This window comes from Burkholderia pseudomultivorans (assembly GCF_001718415.1).
Classification (GTDB): domain Bacteria; phylum Pseudomonadota; class Gammaproteobacteria; order Burkholderiales; family Burkholderiaceae; genus Burkholderia; species Burkholderia pseudomultivorans_A.
In genome coordinates, this window is sequence record NZ_CP013378.1 from 306,780 (window position 1) to 327,600 (window position 20,821).

Annotated in this window: 17 protein-coding genes; 10 read left to right on the forward strand and 7 right to left on the reverse strand. The window is 66.0% G+C overall.

The window, feature by feature from the left end; all coding sequences use genetic code 11:
• Window positions 1-20: 20 nt before the first annotated feature.
• Window positions 21-719, reverse strand: coding sequence for a TetR/AcrR family transcriptional regulator (locus WS57_RS14335; RefSeq protein WP_069244442.1), 699 nt, complete (start codon window positions 717-719; stop codon window positions 21-23).
• A 353-nt stretch (window positions 720-1,072) separates the two neighbouring features.
• Between WS57_RS14335 and WS57_RS14340 the strand changes: the two genes are divergently transcribed.
• From WS57_RS14340 to hydA, 5 genes are all read left to right on the forward strand, one after another.
• Window positions 1,073-2,353 carry a Zn-dependent hydrolase gene (locus WS57_RS14340; protein WP_060298789.1) on the forward strand — a complete coding sequence of 427 codons (1,281 nt, stop codon included), beginning with the start codon at window positions 1,073-1,075 and terminating at the stop codon, window positions 2,351-2,353.
• A 132-nt stretch (window positions 2,354-2,485) separates the two neighbouring features.
• Window positions 2,486-3,823, forward strand: coding sequence for an NAD(P)-dependent oxidoreductase (locus tag WS57_RS14345; protein ID WP_059518098.1), 1,338 nt, complete (start codon window positions 2,486-2,488; stop codon window positions 3,821-3,823).
• A 58-nt stretch (window positions 3,824-3,881) separates the two neighbouring features.
• Window positions 3,882-5,198 (forward strand): NAD-dependent dihydropyrimidine dehydrogenase subunit PreA, encoded by a 1,317-nt coding sequence (gene preA, locus WS57_RS14350; RefSeq protein ID WP_009690534.1) that lies wholly within the window; start codon window positions 3,882-3,884, stop codon window positions 5,196-5,198.
• Between the two features lie 93 nt (window positions 5,199-5,291).
• Window positions 5,292-6,800 (forward strand): NCS1 family nucleobase:cation symporter-1, encoded by a 1,509-nt coding sequence (locus WS57_RS14355; RefSeq protein ID WP_009690535.1) that lies wholly within the window; start codon window positions 5,292-5,294, stop codon window positions 6,798-6,800.
• Window positions 6,801-6,852: 52 nt separating this feature from the next.
• On the forward strand, window positions 6,853-8,310 hold the full coding sequence (gene hydA, locus WS57_RS14360) for a dihydropyrimidinase (RefSeq protein ID WP_059518100.1): 1,458 nt from the start codon (window positions 6,853-6,855) through the stop codon (window positions 8,308-8,310).
• A gap of 27 nt (window positions 8,311-8,337) precedes the next feature.
• On the opposite strand, the gene WS57_RS14365 is transcribed toward hydA, so the two are convergent.
• From WS57_RS14365 to msrB, 4 genes are all read right to left on the reverse strand, one after another.
• Window positions 8,338-9,450, reverse strand: coding sequence for an aromatic ring-hydroxylating oxygenase subunit alpha (locus tag WS57_RS14365; RefSeq protein WP_009690537.1), 1,113 nt, complete (start codon window positions 9,448-9,450; stop codon window positions 8,338-8,340).
• Window positions 9,451-9,627: 177 nt separating this feature from the next.
• Window positions 9,628-10,371 carry a peptide-methionine (S)-S-oxide reductase MsrA gene (msrA, locus tag WS57_RS14370; RefSeq protein ID WP_059518102.1) on the reverse strand — a complete coding sequence of 248 codons (744 nt, stop codon included), beginning with the start codon at window positions 10,369-10,371 and terminating at the stop codon, window positions 9,628-9,630.
• A 60-nt stretch (window positions 10,372-10,431) separates the two neighbouring features.
• The gene (locus tag WS57_RS14375) at window positions 10,432-12,327 is read right to left on the reverse strand and encodes a cytochrome c biogenesis protein DipZ (RefSeq protein ID WP_059604612.1); all 1,896 of its coding nucleotides are present in this window, start codon (window positions 12,325-12,327) and stop codon (window positions 10,432-10,434) included.
• 37 nt (window positions 12,328-12,364) lie between these two features.
• Window positions 12,365-12,880, reverse strand: coding sequence for a peptide-methionine (R)-S-oxide reductase MsrB (msrB, locus tag WS57_RS14380; RefSeq protein WP_059604609.1), 516 nt, complete (start codon window positions 12,878-12,880; stop codon window positions 12,365-12,367).
• A 300-nt stretch (window positions 12,881-13,180) separates the two neighbouring features.
• Between msrB and WS57_RS14385 the strand changes: the two genes are divergently transcribed.
• Together WS57_RS14385 and WS57_RS35800 are read left to right on the forward strand one after the other, a co-directional pair.
• Window positions 13,181-14,548: a tyrosine-type recombinase/integrase gene (locus WS57_RS14385; RefSeq protein WP_069244443.1), complete on the forward strand. Its 1,368-nt coding sequence runs from the start codon at window positions 13,181-13,183 to the stop codon at window positions 14,546-14,548.
• A 280-nt stretch (window positions 14,549-14,828) separates the two neighbouring features.
• Window positions 14,829-15,089: an HU family DNA-binding protein gene (locus WS57_RS35800; RefSeq protein ID WP_081056864.1), complete on the forward strand. Its 261-nt coding sequence runs from the start codon at window positions 14,829-14,831 to the stop codon at window positions 15,087-15,089.
• A 125-nt stretch (window positions 15,090-15,214) separates the two neighbouring features.
• Here the strand turns inward: WS57_RS35800 and WS57_RS14390 are convergent.
• Window positions 15,215-16,425, reverse strand: a protein-coding gene (locus tag WS57_RS14390; RefSeq protein ID WP_155774271.1) for an IS3 family transposase whose coding sequence is annotated in 2 segments (ribosomal slippage) — window positions 15,215-16,110 and window positions 16,110-16,425 — 1,212 coding nt in all. Because the reading frame shifts where the segments join, the coding sequence is not laid out codon by codon here.
• A 735-nt stretch (window positions 16,426-17,160) separates the two neighbouring features.
• Between WS57_RS14390 and WS57_RS14400 the strand changes: the two genes are divergently transcribed.
• The 3 genes from WS57_RS14400 to WS57_RS14410 all read left to right on the forward strand — a co-directional run bounded on the left by WS57_RS14400 (window position 17,161) and on the right by WS57_RS14410 (window position 19,122).
• Window positions 17,161-17,439, forward strand: a complete 279-nt coding sequence (locus tag WS57_RS14400) for an HU family DNA-binding protein (protein WP_009693441.1) — start codon at window positions 17,161-17,163, stop codon at window positions 17,437-17,439.
• Between the two features lie 104 nt (window positions 17,440-17,543).
• The gene (locus tag WS57_RS14405; RefSeq protein WP_230945597.1) at window positions 17,544-18,590 is read left to right on the forward strand and encodes a PDDEXK nuclease domain-containing protein; all 1,047 of its coding nucleotides are present in this window, start codon (window positions 17,544-17,546) and stop codon (window positions 18,588-18,590) included.
• A gap of 103 nt (window positions 18,591-18,693) precedes the next feature.
• Window positions 18,694-19,122: a hypothetical protein gene (locus WS57_RS14410; protein WP_069244445.1), complete on the forward strand. Its 429-nt coding sequence runs from the start codon at window positions 18,694-18,696 to the stop codon at window positions 19,120-19,122.
• Between the two features lie 657 nt (window positions 19,123-19,779).
• On the opposite strand, the gene WS57_RS14420 is transcribed toward WS57_RS14410, so the two are convergent.
• Window positions 19,780-20,469 (reverse strand): hypothetical protein, encoded by a 690-nt coding sequence (locus WS57_RS14420; RefSeq protein WP_069244446.1) that lies wholly within the window; start codon window positions 20,467-20,469, stop codon window positions 19,780-19,782.
• Window positions 20,470-20,821 lie beyond the last annotated feature (352 nt).

Genomic DNA, 20,821 nt, shown 5'->3' on the forward strand with positions numbered 1-20,821 from the left:
GCGCGCGACGTGCCGCCGCATTACCGTTCGCGCTTCGCCCCCGGCGACACCGCCCCACACGCACGAATCACGAGCTGCACGACCTGATCGGTCTTCTCGTCGAACGCCTTCTGCGTGAGGGCGCGCTTGCCGCTCAGCGCGCGGATCTGCGCGTCGAAATCCGCATAATGCTGCGTAGTGGCCCAGATCAGGTACATCAGCGCGTGCGCGTCGATCGGCGCGAGCAGCCCGCGCGCGATCCAGTCGTCGATCACCTTCACGCGCGTGTCGAACCACGGCTTCACGCGCTCCGACAGGATGTCGTGCATGTGCTCCGCGCCATGGATGATCTCGTTGGCCCAGACCTTCGAGCCGAGCGGCCGTCGTCGCGACAGCGCCATTTTCGCGCGCACGTAGCCGCCGATCGCTTCCACCGGATCGTCGCCGGCCTCGAACTGGCCGGCCGCCCGATGCCAGTCCTCGAACAGGTCCTCGAGCACGCGTCGGTACAGCGCGAGCTTGGTCGGGAAGTAGTAGTGCAGGTTCGCCTTCGGCAGGCCCGCGCGCTCCGCGATCATCGCGGTGCTCGCGCCGTCGAGCCCGCGCTCCGCGAATACGGCCTCCGCACAGGCCAGCAGATGCGCTTCGTTGGTCTCGCGGATGTGCGCCTTGCGTCGCCGCAAAGGCGCGGGTGCTGCATCGTCTTCGGTCGCTTCGGCTGTCGCCTCGTCATGTCTCATCGTTGCCCTCGCGCGGCGCGCATGCCGCGTTGGGCTTCATTCTAGTCGCTCGCGCACGCGGCGCGCACCTCTCTTCCTGCAACGCGTCGGCCGGATGCTGCGATGCGATGGCACGTTTCTCGCTCTTTCGATTCACGAAAGAAAGTCATTGATTTGGCAAATTTGATCGTCTAAAACCTGTCCAATCGGACAGGATTCGACGTGTCGAGAACGACGGCCGGAGCCGGCGCATCGATTCGTCGGACGAACGATCCGGCGATGCACCGCGCACGTGCGTGCATGCGCCGAAAGAACACGCCGATGCACCGGCACGGACCGGCTGACAACATGACGGACCCACAGGAGCGACGCGAATGAATGCGGTATCGGAAGCATTGAAGCGGGCAGCGATCGACCCGTCGATCAAGGTCGACGGCAAGCGTTTGTGGAACAGCCTGATGGAAGTCGCGAAGATCGGCGCGACGCCGAAAGGCGGCGTGTGCCGCCTCGCGCTGACCGATCTCGACAAGGCCGGGCGCGACCTGATCGTCGGCTGGGCGAAGGACGCCGGCTGCACGGTGACGGTCGATACGATGGGCAACGTGTTCATGCGCCGCGCCGGTCGCGTCGCCGATGCGGCGCCGGTCGTCACCGGCTCGCACGCGGATTCGCAGCCGACCGGCGGCCGCTTCGATGGCATCTACGGCGTGCTCGGCGGCCTCGAGGTGATCCGCAGCCTCAACGATCACGGCATCGAGACCGAGCATCCGGTCGAGGTCGTGATCTGGACCAACGAGGAAGGCTCGCGCTTCGCGCCCGCGATGGTCGCGTCGGGCGTGTTCGCGGGCGTGTTCTCGCTCGAGTACGGGCTGTCGCGCAAGGACGTCGACGGCAAGACGATCGGCGAGGAACTCGCGCGCATCGGCTACGCGGGCGACGTGCCGTGCGGCGGCCGGCCGCTGCATGCGGCGTTCGAGCTGCATATCGAGCAGGGGCCGATTCTCGAAGCGGAACGGAAGACGATCGGCGTCGTGACCGACGCGCAGGGGCAGCGCTGGTACGAGATCACGTTCACCGGCCAGGAGGCGCATGCGGGCCCCACGCCGATGCCGCGCCGCCGCGATGCGCTGCTCGGCGCGTCGCGCGTGGTCGACCTCGTCAACCGGATCGGCCTCGATCACGCGCCGTTCGGCTGTGCGACGGTCGGCATGATGCAGGTCCATCCGAACTCGCGCAACGTGATTCCGGGGCGCGTGTTCTTCACCGTCGACTTCCGGCACCCGGACGACGCCGTGCTCGCGAAGATGGATGCCGCGCTGCGCGACGGCGTGGCGCAGATCGCAGCCGGCATCGGGCTCGAGACCGAGCTCGAGCAGATTTTCTACTACAAGCCGGTCGCGTTCGACCCGGCCTGCGTGCAGGCCGTGCGCGCGGCGGCCGAGCGCTTCGGCTATTCGCATCGCGACATCGTGTCGGGCGCGGGGCACGACGCGTGCTATCTGGCGCAGGTCGCGCCGACGTCGATGGTGTTCGTGCCGTGCGTCGACGGCATCAGCCACAACGAGATCGAGGACGCGACGCCCGAGTGGATCGAGGCCGGCGCGAACGTGCTGCTGCACGCAATGCTGTCGCGCGCATGCGAGCCGGCTTCATGACGCTTCGCCGATAACGCGGCACGCGGGTCGCTTCCCGCCTGCCCCGGCATTCCGATAACGACCGCCACCGGCTGCGTCCTCGACGCAGCCGGCAGGGACGGCTTTTGTCTCCACCCAGTCGAAGGAACGCGTATGACCACCCAGCCAACCGGCGATATCGCCGCGCACCGCCAGTCGTCCACGCAACTCTCGTGCGAATTCGCCGACATCGCGCCGCTGCTCGACCCGACCGCGGCAGCGGCGGCGGCGAGCCGCTGTCATTACTGCTATGACGCACCGTGTGTGCACGCCTGCCCGACGCAGATCGACATTCCCGGCTTCATCCGCAAGATTGGCAACGGCAACCTGAAGGGCGCGGCGACCGACATCCTGTCCGCGAACCCGCTCGGCGGAATGTGCGCGCGCGTGTGCCCGACCGAGATCCTGTGCGAAGGCGCGTGCGTGCGCAATCACCAGGATGCGCAGCCCGTCGCGATCGGCGCGCTGCAGCGGCATGCGACCGACTGGGCGATGGCGACCGGAGCGGTGCGTTTCCAGCGTGCGCCGGACACCGGCCGTCACGTCGCCGTGGTCGGCGCGGGGCCGGCCGGCCTCGCCTGCGCGCACCGGCTGGCGCTTGCCGGCCATCGCGTGACCGTGTTCGATGCGCGCGCGAAGGCGGGCGGCCTCAATGAATACGGGATTGCCGCCTACAAGACCGTCGACGATTTCGCGCAGCGCGAAGTCGAGTGGCTGCTGTCGGTCGGCGGCATCGCGCTGAAGACGGACGTTGCGCTTGGCCGGGACGTGACGCTCGACGCGCTGCGCGAGCAGCACGATGCGGTGTTCCTGGCGATCGGCCTCGGCGGCGTGCGCGCGTTGTCGATCGACGGCGAGCAGCTCGACGGCGTGATGAACGCGGTCGACTTCATCGAGCAGGTGCGGCAGGCGGATGCGCTGGAGAACGTGCCGGTCGGGCGGCGCGTGGTCGTGATCGGCGGCGGCAATACGGCCGTCGATGCGGCCGTGCAGAGCCGCAAGCTCGGCGCCGAGCGCGTGACGATGGTGTACCGCCGCGGCGTGGAGACGATGAGCGCGACCTGGGCCGAGCGCGAGTTCGCGCAGAAGCAGGGCGTCACGCTCGTCACGCACGCGAAGCCGGTGCGACTGAGCGGCGACGGCACGCAGGTGACGGGCGTCGAGTTCGAGCGCGCGTCGGGCGAGCGTTTCACCATCGACGCGGACATGGTGCTGAAGGCGATCGGCCAGACGCTCGTGCCGGACGGTGTCGCCGCCGCGCTGCTGACGGCCGACGGCGCACGCATCGCGGTCGATGCCGACGGGCGCACTGCGCTGCCCGACGTATGGGCCGGCGGCGACTGCGCGGCGAGCGGCGGCGTCGACCTCACGGTGCAGGCCGTGCAGGACGGCAAGCGCGCGGCCGCGTCGATCGACGCGGCGCTCGCGCAGCGCGACGCGAAGGCGGCCTGAGCGCGACATCGCACATGCACGTACCGACTTGAACGACCCCATTCTCACGGAGCCGAACATGGCCGACCTTCGCTGCAGCATCGCGGGCATCACTTCGCCGAATCCCTTCTGGCTGGCCTCCGCGCCGCCGACCGACAAAGCCTACAACGTCAACCGCGCGTTCGAGGCGGGCTGGGGCGGCGTCGTCTGGAAGACGCTCGGGCTCGACCCGCACGTCGTCAACGTCAGCTCGCGCTATGGCGCCGTACAGTGGAACGGCCAGCGCATCGCGGGGCTGAACAACATCGAGCTGATCACCGATCGCCCGCTCGACGTGAACCTGCGCGAGATCGCACAGGTGAAGCGCGACTGGCCCGACCGCGCGCTGATCGTGTCGCTGATGGTGCCGTGCAACGAGCGCGACTGGAAATGGATCCTGCCGCTCGTCGAGGACACCGGCGCCGATGCGGTCGAACTGAACTTCGGCTGCCCGCACGGCATGAGCGAGCGCGGCATGGGCGCGGCCGTCGGACAGGTGCCCGAGTACGTCGAGATGGTCACGCGCTGGGTCAAGGAAGGCACGAAGCTGCCGTGCCTCGTGAAGCTGACGCCGAACATCAGCGACATCCGCATGGGTTCGCGCGCCGCCTACAAGGGCGGCGCGGACGGCGTGTCGCTGATCAACACGATCAATTCGATCGTCGCGGTCGATCTCGATCACATGGCGCCGATGCCGACGGTCGACGGCAAGGGCACGCACGGCGGCTATTGCGGGCCGGCGGTCAAGCCGATCGCGCTGAACATGGTCGCGGAGATCGCGCGCGATCCGGAAACGCCGAACCTGCCGATCTCCGGCATCGGCGGCATCTCGAACTGGCGCGACGCGGCCGAGTTCATCGTGCTCGGCGCCGGCAGTGTGCAGGTATGCACCGCGGCGATGCATTACGGCTTCCGCATCGTGTCGGACATGGTGGACGGGCTGTCGAACTGGATGGACGACAAGGGCTACGCGACGCTCGACGACGTGCGCGGCCGTGCGGTGCCGAACGTCACGGACTGGAAGTACCTGAACCTCCAGTACGACATCAAGGCGCGCATCGACCAGGACCGCTGCATCCAGTGCGGGCTGTGCCATATCGCCTGCGAGGACACGTCGCATCAGGCCATCACGCGCGAGAAGGACGGCGTGCGGCACTTCGAGGTGGTGGACGCGGAGTGCGTCGGGTGCAATTTGTGCATGCATGTCTGTCCGGTCGAGCAATGCATCACGATGGAGCGCGTCGACTCGGGCGGCTACGCGAACTGGACCACGCATCCGAACAATCCGGCGCGCGTCGACGCGGGCGCTGCATCCGCGGATGCCGCCCGACCCGAGCCGCACGTGAAGGCAGCCTGACCGGCGTCCGGCGCGCGCCAGCGCGCGCCGTTTTCGATCTCGTCGGCCGGCATCGCACGATGCCGGCGCGGACGTTTCCGTGGAGTGCCCTCGATGAATGCGACAGCGAATGGCGCCGCGCCCGACAGCGCAGCGGCGCAGGGCGGCAGCCTGTACAACGACGACCTGGCGCCGACGACGGCGGCGCAGCGCACGTGGAAGTGGTATCACTTCGCGGCGCTGTGGGTCGGGATGGTGATGAACATTGCGTCGTACATGCTCGCGGCCGGGCTGATCGAGGAGGGCATGTCGCCGTGGCAGGCGGTGCTCACCGTGCTGCTCGGCAACCTGATCGTGCTGGTGCCGATGCTGCTGATCGGCCACGCGGGCGCGAAGCACGGGATTCCGTATGCGGTATTGGTGCGTGCATCGTTCGGCACGCAGGGCGCGAAGCTGCCGGCGCTGCTGCGCGCGATCGTCGCGTGCGGCTGGTACGGAATCCAGACCTGGCTCGGCGGCAGCGCGATCTACACGCTGCTGAACATCCTGACCGGCAACGCGCTGCACGGCGCGGCGCTGCCGCTGGTCGGCATCTCGTTCGGGCAGCTCGCGTGCTTTCTCGTGTTCTGGGCGCTGCAGCTGTACTTCATCCTGCACGGCACCGATTCGATCCGCTGGCTCGAAAGCTGGTCCGCGCCGATCAAGGTCGTGATGTGCGTGGCGCTGGTCTGGTGGGCGACCTCGAAGGCAGGCGGGTTCGGCTCGATGCTGTCCGCGCCGTCGCAGTTCGCGGCGGGCGGCAAGAAGGCGGGGCTGTTCTGGGCGACCTTCTGGCCGGGCCTGACCGCGATGGTCGGCTTCTGGGCGACGCTCGCGCTGAACATCCCGGACTTCACGCGTTTCGCGCATTCGCAGCGCGACCAGGTGATCGGACAGTCGATCGGGCTGCCGCTGCCGATGGCGCTGCTGTCGGTCGTGTCGGTGGTCGTCACGTCGGCGACCGTCGTGATCTACGGCAACGCGATCTGGGATCCGATCGACCTGACGAGCCGGATGACCGGCATCGGCGTCGGGATCGCGCTCGTGATCCTCACGCTCGACACGATGTGCTGCAACCTCGCGGCGAATCTCGTCGGGCCCGCGTACGACTTCTCGAGTCTCTGGCCGAAGGGCATCTCGTATCGCGCGGGCGGGATGATCACCGCGACGATCGCGATCGTGATGATGCCGTGGAAGATCCTCGCGACGACGGACGGCTACATCTTCACCTGGCTGGTCGGCTATTCGGCGCTGCTGGGGCCGGTCGCGGGCATCCTGATGGTCGACTACTTCCTGATACGCGGCACGCGGCTCGATACGCGCGCGCTGTTCGACGAGCGCGGCGGCTTCAGCTATGCGCGCGGCTGGAACCCGGCCGCATTGGCCGCCCTCGCGATCGGCGTGCTGCCGAACCTGCCCGGCTTCCTGCATACGGCATTTCCGGCGTCGTTCCCGAACGTGCCGGCGTTCTTCAACACGCTTTACACGTACGCGTGGTTCGTCGGCCTCGTGCTGGCGTCGTGCGTGTACGGCACCTGGATGAAGTGGCGCGCCGGACAGCGCGCGCAGATCGCGAGCGCATGACGGGCGAAGCGCGCCGCATGCGGCACCTGACAGTCAACGAGGAGGCAAGCAGATGGCAATCCTGATTCGCGGCGGCACCGTGGTCGATGCGGACCGCTCCTATCGCGCGGACGTGCTGTGCGCCGATCCCCAGGACGGCGGCACGATCCTGCAGATCGCGGAACGCATCGAGGCGCCGGCCGGCGCGACGATCGTCGACGCGCACGACCAGTACGTGATGCCCGGCGGCATCGATCCGCATACGCACATGGAACTGCCGTTCATGGGCACGACGGCGAGCGACGATTTCTATACGGGCACGGCCGCCGGTCTGTCGGGCGGCACGACGAGCATCATCGACTTCGTGATCCCGAGCCCGAAGCAGCCGCTGATGGATGCGTTCCGCGAATGGCGGGGCTGGGCCGAGAAGGCGGCCGCCGACTACGGCTTCCATGTCGCGGTGACGTGGTGGGACGAGTCGGTGCATCGCGACATGGGGACGCTGGTGCGCGACCACGGCGTATCGAGCTTCAAGCACTTCATGGCGTACAAGAACGCGATCATGGCCGACGACGAGATTCTCGTGAACAGCTTCTCGCGTTCGCTCGAACTCGGCGCGCTGCCGACCGTGCATGCGGAAAACGGCGAGCTCGTGTTCCGGCTGCAGCAGGCGCTGCTCGCGCGCGGGATGACGGGGCCCGAAGCGCATCCGCTGTCGCGGCCGCCCGAGGTCGAGGGCGAGGCCGCCAATCGCGCGATCCGGATCGCGCAGGTGCTCGGCGTGCCGGTTTATATCGTCCACGTGTCGGCGAAGGACGCGGTCGACGCGATCACGCGCGCGCGCAGCGAAGGCCTGCGCGTGTTCGGCGAGGTGCTGCCCGGCCATCTCGTGATCGACGAGGCCGTCTATCGCGATCCGGACTGGACGCGCGCGGCCGCGCACGTGATGAGCCCGCCGTTCCGCTCGGCCGAGCATCGCGAGGCGCTGTGGCGCGGCCTGCAGGCCGGGCAGCTGCATACGACGGCGACCGACCACTGCGTGTTCTGCGCCTCGCAGAAGGCGATGGGCCGCGACGATTTCACGAAGATCCCGAACGGCTGCGGCGGCGTCGAGGACCGCATGTCGGTGCTGTGGCACCACGGCGTCAATCACGGGCGCATCACGCCGAACGAGTTCGTGCGGATCACGTCGACGAACGCCGCGCAGATCTTCAACCTCTATCCGCGCAAGGGCGCGGTGCAGGTGGGCGCCGATGCCGACCTCGTCGTCTGGGACCCGGCCGCGACGAAGACGATCTCGGTGAACACCCACCACCAGAAGGTCGACTTCAACGTGTTCGAGGGGATGACGGTGCAGGGCGTCGCGACGCACACGCTTACGCGCGGCGCGCTTGCCTGGGCGGACGGCGAATTGCGCGCGGTGCGCGGTGCGGGCCGCTACCTCAAGCGCCCGCCGGCGGCCGGCTACTACGAGGCGGTGCGGATCGCGAACCGGCTGCGCGAACCGCATCCGGTCGAGCGCGCCGGCTGACCGGCCGCGGCGCGCGCGGCCGCACGTTCAGTGCGGTTCGTTCGCGTCGCGGATCGGGATCACGGTGCGCGCGCCGCACTGGCGCAGCAGGTCGCGCAGTTCGTTGATGACCGGAAACACCTCGTGGTTCCAGTCGGCGCCCTGCCGGTCGTGCGCTTCCTGCTCGCGCTCGACGATCCAGCGGTCCTCGCGGAAGATGCGCTCGGTGAACCAGACCAGCAGCGGCCATGCGAGATCGAGCGCGAACGGCATGCCGGGCTTGCGGATCGACAGCAGCCCGAACGTGCGGTTGGTGCGCTGCGCCGCGTCGAGCGGCACGTAGACGATCCACAGGTCCATCACGAGCGTGCCTTCGCTCGAACGGATCTGCAGCGTCTGATACGGGTAGCCGGTGCGCACCGTCATCACGCTCTTGTTGGCCTGGCCGCCGGGCTTCCCGCTCGAACCGAACACGAGCGCCTCGCCGACCGGCTGCTTGCCTTCCATTCGCGCGAACGTGTAGTCGACCTCGACCCAGTCGTCGCCGCGCCGCCGGCCGACCGAGCGCGCGCGCATCTGTCCCATCTGCTTGCGATGCAGGAACTGATGGTTCATGTCCATCAGGTTCTCGTGCATGAACGAGTAGTGGCACTTGACCTCGCGGCCGAAGCGGCGCGTCTTGTACGCGCGGTCGTCCGCGGATGCGAGCGCGGGGAACGGACGTTCGTCGGCGCGCGTCGCGTCGCCGGGGAACACGAAGATCAGCCCGTGCGCCTCCCGGCACGGATACGCGCGCACGCCGTTCGGCAAGCGTTCGCGGCCGAGATAGGGCACGTCGACGCAGCGGCCGCTGGCGCAATCGTAGGTCCAGCCGTGATAGCAGCAGCGCAGCGTCTCGCCGGACACGACGCCCGCATGCAACGGCACCTGACGATGGGCGCAACGATCCTCGAGCGCGTGCACGGCGCCCGATTCGGTGCGCACGAGCACGATCGGCTCGCCGGCGAAGCGCACGCCGAGCGTCTTGCCGCGCCGCAGTTCGCGCGACCAGGCGAGCGGATACCAGTGATCGGGGTGGATCGGGACGCGGCGCAGGTCGCGCACCAGCGCGCCGCCGGACGATTCGAGCGGGGTGTTGTCGGACAAAGGCACTGCGTGCATGCGTGACGCCTCCTTCCTGGACGGGAGTTCGATCGCCGCGTGAAGCGACGGTGATCTGATGCAGTCTACGCGAAGTTGCGCGGCCAAGCCGGACGGATGCGGGTTTGCCCGGCGCGGCGGCCGGGGTTTCGTTGATCTCGCGCAGGCGGGGCGGGCCGCGCCGTCCCGCCGCGCGGCTTACAGGCCGGTGCTGCGCCACAGCACCGCGTTGGCGCGATATAGCGCCGGAAACCGCTGCTGCAGTGCGGCGACCTTCGGCAGGTCGTTGTACGCGATGTACGGCGCGTCGGGGTGCAGTTCGAGATAGTTCTGGTGATAGGCCTCGGCCGGATAGAAGCCCTTGAACGTCTCGACGCGCGTGACGACCGGCGCCGGAAACACGTGCGCGTGGTCGAGCTGTGCGACGTACGCGGTCGCGACGGCCCGCTGCTGCGCGGTGGTCGGAAAGATCGCCGACCGGTACTGCGCGCCTTCGTCCGGGCCCTGGCGGTTCAGCTCGGTCGGATCGTGCGCGACCGAGAAGAAGATCTGCAGCAGCCGGCCGTACGTGACCTGCGTCGGGTCGTAGACGATGCGGACCGATTCCGCATGGCCGGTCAGCCCCGTGCCGACCAGCATGTAGTGCGCGGTTTCGGACGCGCCGCCCGTATAGCCGGCGGTGACCTGCTTCACGCCCTTCACGTGCTCGAACACGCCCTGCACGCCCCAGAAGCAGCCGCCGGCGAGTACGGCCGTCTCGTCGTGCGACGCGCCGGGCGTTTCGTCGAGTGCCGGCGCGGGCACGGTGCGCATCGGTTCGGCGGAATGGACAGCGTGCATCAGGCCGAAGACGGCCGCGGCCGCGGCGGCGAGCGCGCCGATGCGGCGCAGCATCGGCGCCCGGCGCGCGGGCGCCGCGTCGCGGGTGGAGGTCGGGTTCATCGTGTGCTCCTTCGGTTGAACGGATGGGAAGGGGGAAACCGTCGCGCTTGGCCCAGGCGCTTAGCCGAACGTGAACGCGTACGCATCCACGCCGGGATCGAGAAACTCGATCGCGAACGTGCGGTCGGCGATCGCGCCGGGCTGCCGGACCAGTTGATACAGGCGCTGGCCGCTCACGGTGCCGTAGCCCCGTGCGTCGGTGTCGCTGCCGTGCGCATCGCCGGGCGCCGCGCCGTCGAGCGTCACGCGAAAGCGCACGGGCTTGCCGTTCGCGCCGGGGCCGAGCACGAGGTGCAGGTCGCGCGCATGGAAGCGGTAGACGATCTTCCCGGCCGGCGCGGCGAGCGTCGCGCGCTCGGCGCCGACCTGCCACGTGCCGGCCAGCCCCCAGTCGTTGAGATCGGGGTGCGCCGGCGCGTCGTAGCGGTGCGACGCGTCGCGCACGACGCCGCCCGGCGACGCGAAGTCCTCCGCGCGCGCATAGCCGACATAGGTCTCGGGCGAGCGCACGTCGGCGCTGTCGGCCGCCGCGAGCGCGCCTTGTGCGGGCGCGCCGGCCAGCCCGAGCGGTACGTTCAGCGCGTCCGGATGGCCTGCTTCCGCGAGCAGCGACTGGATCGCGCGCTCCGACTCCGCGTATTCGCCTTCGCCGAAATGATGGCGACGGATGCGCCCCTGGGCGTCGACGAAATAGTGCGCGGGCCAGTATTGGTTGCCGAATGCGCGCCAGATCGCATAGCCGTTGTCGATCGCGACCGGGTAGTCGATACCGAGGTCGTGAACGGCCTTCTTCACGTTGCCGAGATCGCGCTCGAACGCGAATTCGGGGGCGTGCACGCCGATCACGACGAGCCCGTAACGCGCATACTTGCGCGCCCAGGCGTTCGTGTACGGCAGCGTGCGCAGGCAGTTGATGCACGAATAGGTCCAGAAGTCGACGAGGACCACCTTGCCGCGCAGGCCGGCCGCGGTGAGCGGCGGCGAGTTCAGCCATTGCACCGCGCCGTCGAGCGACGGCAGCGTGCCTTCGACCGGCAGCGCGGCCGGCGCGTGCGTCGCCGAGGTTGCGTCGGCGGCGCGCATCATCGCGCCGCCGGCCATGGCGCCGCCGTTGGACGGTGCGGCATCGCCGGTTGCCGCCATCATCGCGCCGTGCGAATCGTCGCCGGCGGGACTGGGCGTTGCCGGACCGCTTGCAGGGGCGGCCGCTGCAGCCTGCGTACCGGACGCGTGTGCGCCGAGCCGCTCGACGAGCTTCGCTTCGAGGCCGCCCGTCGTGACGGTCGACAACTGCGCGAGCGCGCCGGTGTCGAGGCCGAGCGCGATCGCGCCGACGCCGGCCAGCAGCGCCGCGCCGATCGCGCGACGGATCCATTCGCCGGCGCCGAGCGAGCGCTTCATCGCGGCGAACACCTTGCCGCCGATCACGAGCGCGATGCCGAGCGACGTCGCCGCGCCCGCCGCATACGCGACCAGCAGCAGCGTCGTGCCGACGCTCGCGCCGCGCAGCGCGGCGCCGGTCAGCACGAGCCCGAGGATCGGGCCGGCGCACGGCGCCCACAGCAGGCCGGTTGCGACGCCGAGCAGCAGCGACGACGCGGGGCCGGCCGGCCGGCCGTCACGCTGCGCGAGCCCGGTGAGCCGGTTGCCGGCGGCGACGAGCGGGCGCGTCAGGTGTTCCGCGAAGCGAGGCATCAGCAGGGTCAGGCCGAATACCGCGAGCAGTACGATGGCGGCCCAGCGGCCGGCCTGATTGGCCTGTGCGACCCAGCCGCCGCCGACGGCGGCGAGCGTCGCGATGACGGCGAACGTGAGCGCCATGCCGACCAGCAGCGGCAGGCCGGTGCGCACGAACGGCTGATCGGCGCGCGCGAACACGAAGGGCAGCACGGGCAGGATGCACGGGCTCAGGATCGTGAGCACGCCGCCGAGATAGGCGAGGACGATGAGCAGCATGATGCGGTCTCCAGTCGGTCGGGAGTGCGGGGCCGGCTCAGGTGGCCGCCGGGTGGAAGGCGAGCGCGAGGCCGTTCATGCAGTAGCGCAGGCCGGTGGGCGGCGGGCCGTCGTCGAACACGTGGCCGAGATGGCCGCCGCAGCGACGGCAGTGCACCTCGGTGCGCAGCATCCCGAACGACGCGTCGGTTTGGGTCGCGACCGCGTGGTCGAGCGGCTTCCAGAAGCTCGGCCAGCCGGTGTGGCTGTCGAACTTGGTGCTCGACGAGAACAGCGCGAGATCGCAGCCGGCGCACGCGAAGGTGCCGCGCCGGTGCTCGTCGTTCAGCGCGCTGCTGTACGGCGGCTCGGTGCCGGCGTCGCGCAGGATCGTGTACTGCGCGGGCGTGAGGCGGCGGCGCCAGTCGGCGTCGCTGCGGGTGATTTCGAAGCCGCCGGCGGGCGGCGCGGCGAATGCGCGGCCGACCAGTGCGCGGCGGGCGCTCGACGACAGCGTCGCGAGCGCGGCAAGGCCGGTCGCGCCGGCGAACAGCAGGTGTCTGCGAGTGGGCATGGCGGGCTCCTGGATGCGGGTCCTGAAAACATGCGCACAGAGTAGGGAGGGGGCGGTGTCGAAGTCCTCACGGAAAGTTAAATAAATTGTGATTATTTTCCGGGTGATCCGGCCAAGTCCGACGAAATCCGTCTGAGCCGCGTCGGATAAGGGTTTGCGGGGAATCGGTGGTCCGCCAAATTCCGCGGAAATCCCGCACGAGCCGCAACTTTTTAGTGTCTTTTTAGTGTTCGTGGCGTGGGGTAGGCTCTGCTGAGGATGCGCGGGCCGATCGGATCACGATATCGATGGAGGGCGATCATGGGGGCATTGACGGTCAGGCAAATCGAAGCTGCGAAGGCGACCGGAAAGCGGTATTTCCTGTCGGATGGGCGTGGACTGTTCCTGCGCGTGGGGCCGGCCGGCGGGAAATCTTGGTTTGTTCGCGTCAGTATCAATGGCAAGCAATGCGATAAGCCGCTCGGCAAGACGTGGGCGCGCTCGACGACCGATGCGCAGTTATCGCTAGAGGATGCGCGCGCAGCGGCTGCGACGATTCGTTCACACGCGCGCGACGGCGTGGACTACCTCGAAGCGAAGAAGCGTGAACGCCAGGCCAAGGTTGAACAAGCGGTGACGGCGGACCTCACATTCGGCGACTTATTCGATGCGTGGTTCGCGACGGTCAACAAGAAGCGCGGCAAGAAAGGCCGAAAGGATGGCGGTAAGTCGCTTCGAGCTGCGATGGAAAAGCATGTGCTGCCGACTCTTCGTGCTCACCGGATCGCAGGCGTGTTTGCGTCGAACGTTCTGCCGCTGCTTACCGCGATTTCCGATGTGGGATACAACCGCCAAGCGGTCGAGATGCTGATAACCATCCAACAAATGATTCGATGGGGCGAGCGTAATCAGCCGTGGAAGCGCTTGTTGATCGATTGCGATGTGCTTGCGCTTGCAAAAGAGGATGTTGTTTCAGGCGATTACGATCCGGTGCGTGGCAACGAACGCGATCGGACGCTTACGGACGACGAAATCTGCATGCTCGGTGAACTGATTCCGGCCGCTCGGCTTCCATGCTCCATTGCGTCAGCGGTATGGGTGATGCTCGCTTGCGGAACGCGCGTCGGCGAAACAGTCCTGACGCGATGGACCGATCTTGACTTCAAGGCACGGACGTGGACCATCCCAAAGGAACACACGAAGTCGAACACGGCGATCACAATTCACCTTTCCGATTTCGTCCTCGCGCAGTTTGCGGCGCAGCAGGTCGTGCGCGCCGGCGTGCCGGAGGGCGACGCACGGCGCGATTATGTGTTCCCGTCGGAAAAGGGTAAGCTGCCGCACGTCAGCATCCATACGACCTGCGGGGCTATCCGTAATCGGCAACGCCCAAAGGATGCGCCGACCGAGGGTCGCACGAGGGCAACCGATGCGCTCGCTGTCCCGGGGGGGCAATGGAAATGTCACGACTTGCGTCGGACGTGCGCAACGATGATGCAATCGCTGGGCATTCCGGAAAGCATCGTGCATCGATGTCTGAACCACGCACGAAACGATCCGCTTGATCGGATCTATCTGCAGTTCGATTATGACGCGCAGATGCGTGACGCATGGCGGCGATGGGGTGACCGCCTTTCGGTATTGCTTGGCACGGATACGGAAAACGTACGTTTTCTGTTCGCGTCGTAATTAGAGCGGGCCTACCTCCGGAGAGAGAAGGGGGAAAGATGTAACCCTGATAATACGACTTATCAGGGTTACGATGTGCGGAATCAAGAGATCACGTCAGAATCTGACGACCGATTCTGATGCCCCCTGTGCGCAAGTGGGAGCGCCGCGCTCGTCCCGGTGATGGCGGAGGCGCATCAGCGTTTCGATTGCGGCAGTGCGTTGCCCCGGCGTCGATCGATGCGGTAGGGTAGACGGCGCCTTCTTCGAACGAGGTTGACTCAGGAATAAGCAGGAACTCATTGATGCTGTCGCAGCCGACACTGGCCTGAGCAAGAGTACAGCCGGCGAGGCGATCCAGGCCGTACTGGACGTGATCACACGTGTTGTCAGCGACGGCGGCAGCGTGCAACTCGTCGGATTCGGCTCGTTCTCGCAAGGGCAACGTGCAGCACGGACCGGTAGAAATCCGACGACGGGTGCTGAGATAGCGATCGCCGCAGCGACGACAGTGAAGTTCAGTGCCGGGAAGGCTTTCAAAGACGCCGTGAACGCGTCTTGAGTGCTGGCTCCGAAGTCCGCAAGCCTATCGCTTGGAGCATGCAGACGTCTGCACGATTGCGGTCGACCGGCGATCAGATGTTGACGTCGCGCTGTGGAGTTGACCCTGTAATCCCGGACACAGCGTCACACTAAGGTTGCTGAATCCATTGAGCGCCGGAACTCGCGAGGCGAGCGGTACTTCAGCGCGCTATGGGGATGCTTCTCGTTGTAATGCTCGAACGCGATGGCCAAGTTGCGTGCAGCAGTCGCTGCGTCCGGCTTTGGCATGAAGGCAACGTAGTCGCGCTTCATTGTCTTCACGAAGCTCTCGGCCATCCCGTTACTTTGCGGGCTGCACACCGGCGTGGTCAATGGCTTCAGGCCGATGGCCGCTGCAAACCGGCGCGTATCATCGGCCGTATAGCCCGAACCGTTGTCGCTCAGCCACTCGATTTCGGACGGGGTATGCAGTTCGTTGCCAAACCGATTTTCCACTGCAGCCAGCATCACGTCGCGCACGATGTCGCCGCTGTGACCTGCTGTCGTGGCTGCCCAGCTCATCGCCTCTCGGTCGCAGCAATCCAGCGCAAACGTCACCCGCAGCGGCTCGCCGTTGTCGCAGCGGAACTCGAAGCCGTCCGAGCACCATCGCTGATTGCTGCGCGCGACGGCCACCTTGCCATCGTGCCGACGTTGCGGCCGAGGCGGTGCTGGACGCCGTTGCATCAGCAGACCGTGAGTGCGCATGATGCGATAGATGCGCTTCGCATTGAACGGCACCTGTCCGGCAGCAATGCGTTCATTGCGCAGCGAGCCCCACACCCGGCGATAGCCATAGCTGGGCAAATCGCCGACGACTCGGCGGATTTCCTCGACCACGCTCGCATCGTCCGTCTGCCGCGATTGACGGCCATCGCGCCACGTCGCCGGACGCGACAGTCGTGCCGATACGTTCGAGCGCGACACGCCGAGAACTTCACAAACCAGTTTCACTGGTCGTCCTCCGGCAGCGAGGGCGAGTGCGCTATCCATTTTTTTGCCCGGCCGTACTCGACTGCTTCGCGGAGAATCTCGTTCTCCATGGTCTTCTTGCCGAGCATCCGTTGCAGCTCGCGAATCTGCTTGAGCGCGTCGGCCAGCTCTGAGGCCGGAACCACTTCCTCGCCAGCCTTGACCGCTGACAGGCTCCCATCCTGGTACAGCTTGCGCCAGTGGAACAGCTGGTTCGGGTTCACGCCGTGCTGCCGCGCGACCATCGAAACCGACTTCCCTGGTTCGAAACTCTCGCGAACCATCGCCAGCTTTTGCTCCGCCGTCCAGCGCCGCCGGCGCTCCGGGCCCGTCAACACTTCCATCACTTCCTGCCTGGTGTTAGTCAAAAACACAGTCTTATGCCTACCCGCTAGTTTAAGTGAGAGGCTATGTCCGGTGTTTCAAGGGGCTGCTCCACGCTGGATCACCGAGTTGTCGATGACGGGGGCGCGTGCACGACGTTGAGATGCGGGCGAAATTGATCGCTCAGCTTGTTGTTGATACGTATCAACATCCAACTCGGCTCATCGAATTGTTGGGTTGAGAGGGGACGACAGGGGATTTCGCGTCGTTGATATCGCGTTAGTCAGCCGCCGGGAGTGAAGGGGAACATAGTAAGGGCTATGTTACCCTTCATTTCGGGACATCGGGCGAACGCTCTAGGCTCGTGGGGCTCACAAGACTAAAGTTGCGTCTGGGCCCGGCTGCCGGTGGCGGGCAGAGCGGAGGCGGGAGACGCGGCACGAACCGACGCCGTAGTCCGCGCAGGTCGGCCGGGCAGATTCGGCCGGAGAAACAGTCACGTTGTGCGATACCGGAAGCCGGACCACGTAGTCAGCGCGAGTGATGACGCTCGCACCGGCCCGCTAGTTGTGTGAGCGCTGACCGGGCGGAAAACGTTCGCGATTGCTCTTGGCGAGCGTGGCTGCGACAGGCGTAAGCCGGAGTTCATCGGTGGGCTGCCCGCCGCAGGCGTTGGTGGGGCGGAGGCCAGCGATTTGCGTGTGTGCAGCGGGATGAGGTAGGGTGCAGCTTTGATTTTGTTGCCAAGGCTGTTCATGAACAAGCAAGAACTCATTGACGCGGTCGCAACGGGCGCGGGCGTCAGCAAAACCGACGCGAGCAAAACCGTCCAGGCGGTTCTGGACGCGATCACGGACGCGGTGAGTCGCGGCGAATCGGTACAGCTGATCGGTTTCGGCGCGTTTTCGCAGGGGCAGCGCGCTGCCCGCACGGGACGTAATCCGACGACGGGCGCGGAGATTGCCATCCCGGCCGCGAATACTGTGAAGTTCACCGCCGGCAAGGCCTTCAAGGACGGGGTGAACGCACTGTGAGGCAGCGTGAGGTCGGGCAGGCCGCTTATGCGGGACTGCACCGTGAAATTGCTGATGTAGTCGCGTCGGCGCGCGAAGCGACGGCTCGCACGGTGAACGCCCTGATGACGGCGACCTATTGGGAGATCGGGCGACGAATCGTTGAGTTCGAGCAGGGCGGGGAGGGACGGGCCGCTTATGGCGAGGCGGTGATCCGCCGTTTGGGCGCCGATCTGTCAGAGCGATTCGGTCGCGGCTTCGGATGGCGCAATCTCGCACAGATGCGCGCCTTTTACTTGACGTGGCCCGCGGATCGGATTGTGCAGACATTGTCTGCACAATCCACGCCCGCCCAGATTGTCCCGACAGCGTCTGCAAAATCAACCAAGGCGGCGGTGAAGGCGCCGCCGGGCGTGGCGTTCGAGCTGAATGCTATCGCTCAGGCTTTTCCGTTGCCCTGGTCCGCTTACGTTCGCCTCCTCGCGGTGAAAACGCAAGCTGCTCGCGACTTTTACGAGGCTGAAGCGCTGCGTGAGGGCTGGTCTGTGCGGCAGCTTGACCGCCAGATCAGCAGTCAGCTCTATGAGCGGCTGGTGCTGTCACGCAACAAGGCGTCCTTGCTGGGAAAGGCGGCTGTAGCGCAACCCGGCGATCTTCTCTCGCCTGAAGAAGCGATCCGCGATCCGTTTGTCCTCGAATTTCTTGACATGAAGGACGAATATTCGGAGTCGGATCTCGAAGCGGCCTTGATTCAGCACTTGGCGGATTTTCTCCTCGAGCTCGGCGATGACTTTGCGTTCATAGGTCGGCAGCGGCGTCTACGGATCGATGACACCTGGTTTCGAGTCGATCTCGTGTTTTTTCACCGGCGCTTGCGATGCCTGCTCATTATCGATTTGAAGGTCGGGCGCTTCAGCTATGCGGACGCGGGGCAGATGCATCTCTACCTCAACTACGCGCGCGAACATTGGATGAAGCCCGGCGAAAACCCCCCGGTTGGCTTGATTCTGTGTGCTGAAAAAGGCGCGGCCGAGGCGCATTATGCACTCGACAACTTACCGAACAAGATACTCGCAGCGGAGTATCAGACGGTCCTCCCGGATGAGGCCACATTCGCGCGAGAATTGGAACGTACCAGGATCGAACTGGAGCGCCGGGGCCGCAAGGCGTGACTTCCCGTCCGAGGTTTCGAGGTGCTTAAATACGCGCGGATGGGCGAATACGATGGAGCGGTCGCCCGGTAAAATTTGATGTTGCTGGCACGGCAATCAAGCTATGCGAAAACACTCAACCGTGCGCCGACGGCCGCTGACGAAGGCGCAACTACTACCTCTTCCGGTTGACCAGGTCCGTCGTCTTTCTCTCGAGCACCACCTCGCACTTGCACTGCTTTGCGGCGGCAGTGGTGATATTGAGTCGATCGCCACGCTGTCCAATATGCTCGCGCTCGCGTTCTATTTGCGTTCCGACGGAGAAGCGGAACTATATCGCTCCACGGACTTCGCACTCAACCAATGCATTGCGCGGGCAGAGCGGGGTGGCAAGTGGACTTTTACAGACGCGGAGCGGACTGCACTCGAAGCGTTGCTTCGTGTTCATGATAAGCAACTTGCTGCGTTGCCGGTCCATCGCTATCTTGAAGCGCTGGAGCAGGTGCAGCATGTTGGCACGCCCTCCTTTAACTTGCCGTTCGAATCGGACTGATGCTGAACGTTTTCTGCCTGTCGTGGCGAATACGCCGGCGGTTGATGTGCACGGATAAATCTGTGAGTTGGCGCAGCCAATGCGTGAACCGTGTGTGGACCTCGTAGTCGATAGTTTCTACGTAGAAACTCTAGGAAGCGAGTCACGGCGTGTGTAGTTGCATCGTCAAAGGGCACCGCGAGGTCCTTTGTCGAAGTGGTTCTGTTCCATGGCGGGATCTGGCGGACTGAAGCTCGAAGGTGCCAGCGGGCCGCACGGCACCGCTCGAAATTCGACATCCGGCCAGTTGTCGCCGGCGATGGCGAGAGACGGCTACCGGCCAGTTCCGGCCATTCGACTAAACTCGTGAGGATCGTCGTGCTTCCCGAAGCGGACGTTCAAGGCTGCGGGTATTCGGCCCTCCTCAGAAGTAACACGGGAATGGATGCTGCGGGGCAGTACAGACATAAGCGGAATGCCGCTACCACCAGCACCACGACAATTCGCCCGAACAAATTTCGCCGACAGCGAAAATATTTGACTCTTGCGAGAAGGCGCCGTCGCCGAGCTCGGTGACGAGCCGTCGCCCTTGTGTCGTGTGCAACCAGCCGATCCCGGCAACACTCACGGAGATTGCCGCAGCGACCCACGCGATCACGTGGGTCGATCGCACCGCCGTCAGCCCGTACATGATGTTGCAACCGTCGGGGGAAGATACACCGGGCCGCCGGGTGTGGCGCTGATGATGGTATTACGCAGGTTGAAGAGGGTGGGTACCGCACTGAACTGGAATTTTGTGCCGACCGGGATGCCGGCCGAGTTTTTCTCGGTGAGCGTGTACGTTCCATTTGTCGTCGACGTCAGTGCGGCAAAGTCCGCGGCCGAGAGCTTGCTTTGCAGCGTCGCGACGAGATCCACCATGAACTGATCGAACACGCAGCCCGGAACGCCGACGTCGTTATGGGCCGTCGTCATGTCCTGGCACATCTCCGGCTGGGCGTCGATGTCTCCGGCCACCTTGACGGGACCAGGGTAGGTGTACGGACCGCCGAGGAGCGCTTCGAACTGCAGCGTGAGACAGGCTTCAAGCCGTGCTGGCGTGTCATGGGCTGCACTGCTGTGGCTCGCATTACCTGTTACAGCCGCAAAATAGGGCGCTTCGACCGGGTCCGCCAGAAGGCCTGCGACAGCCGCATTGACCACGCCGGCCACCACGCCGCGGGCCGCCGAATCACCGCCAAGCGCGGTCCAGATGGCCAGATTCTCCGGATGTTGCGCCGCCACGGGCGCAATGTCGTCTCCGCCTCCGCAAGCGCTGAGCGCGAACGGCGCCGCTGCGGCAACGACGATACCGATGAAAAGCTTCATGAGTTGTCTCCTCTGAATGCCATCGCGACGCCATTTCCCGAGGTGGGACGCCAAGCACCTTGGCTGGATGACATTTGCAGATACGGCGGCGGAGCGCGAACGGATGCAGTGGCGATTGAAGACGGGCACGGTTGTCGACACCGTTGCCATTCCGTGGATCGAGGATCTGTCCGCGATGAAGTGTTCAACCGTGCATCCGCTGCACGGTTGGTCTCGTATCTCCGATTGCTTCCAGTCAACGGCGGCAATCTTTCGGAGAACGAAAATGAAATCTTGCGGCAAAGCAAAACTGGGTGGTGCGGCGCTCGCCCTCGCATTTGCAACGTGCATCTACGCGCCGGCCACCGAGGCC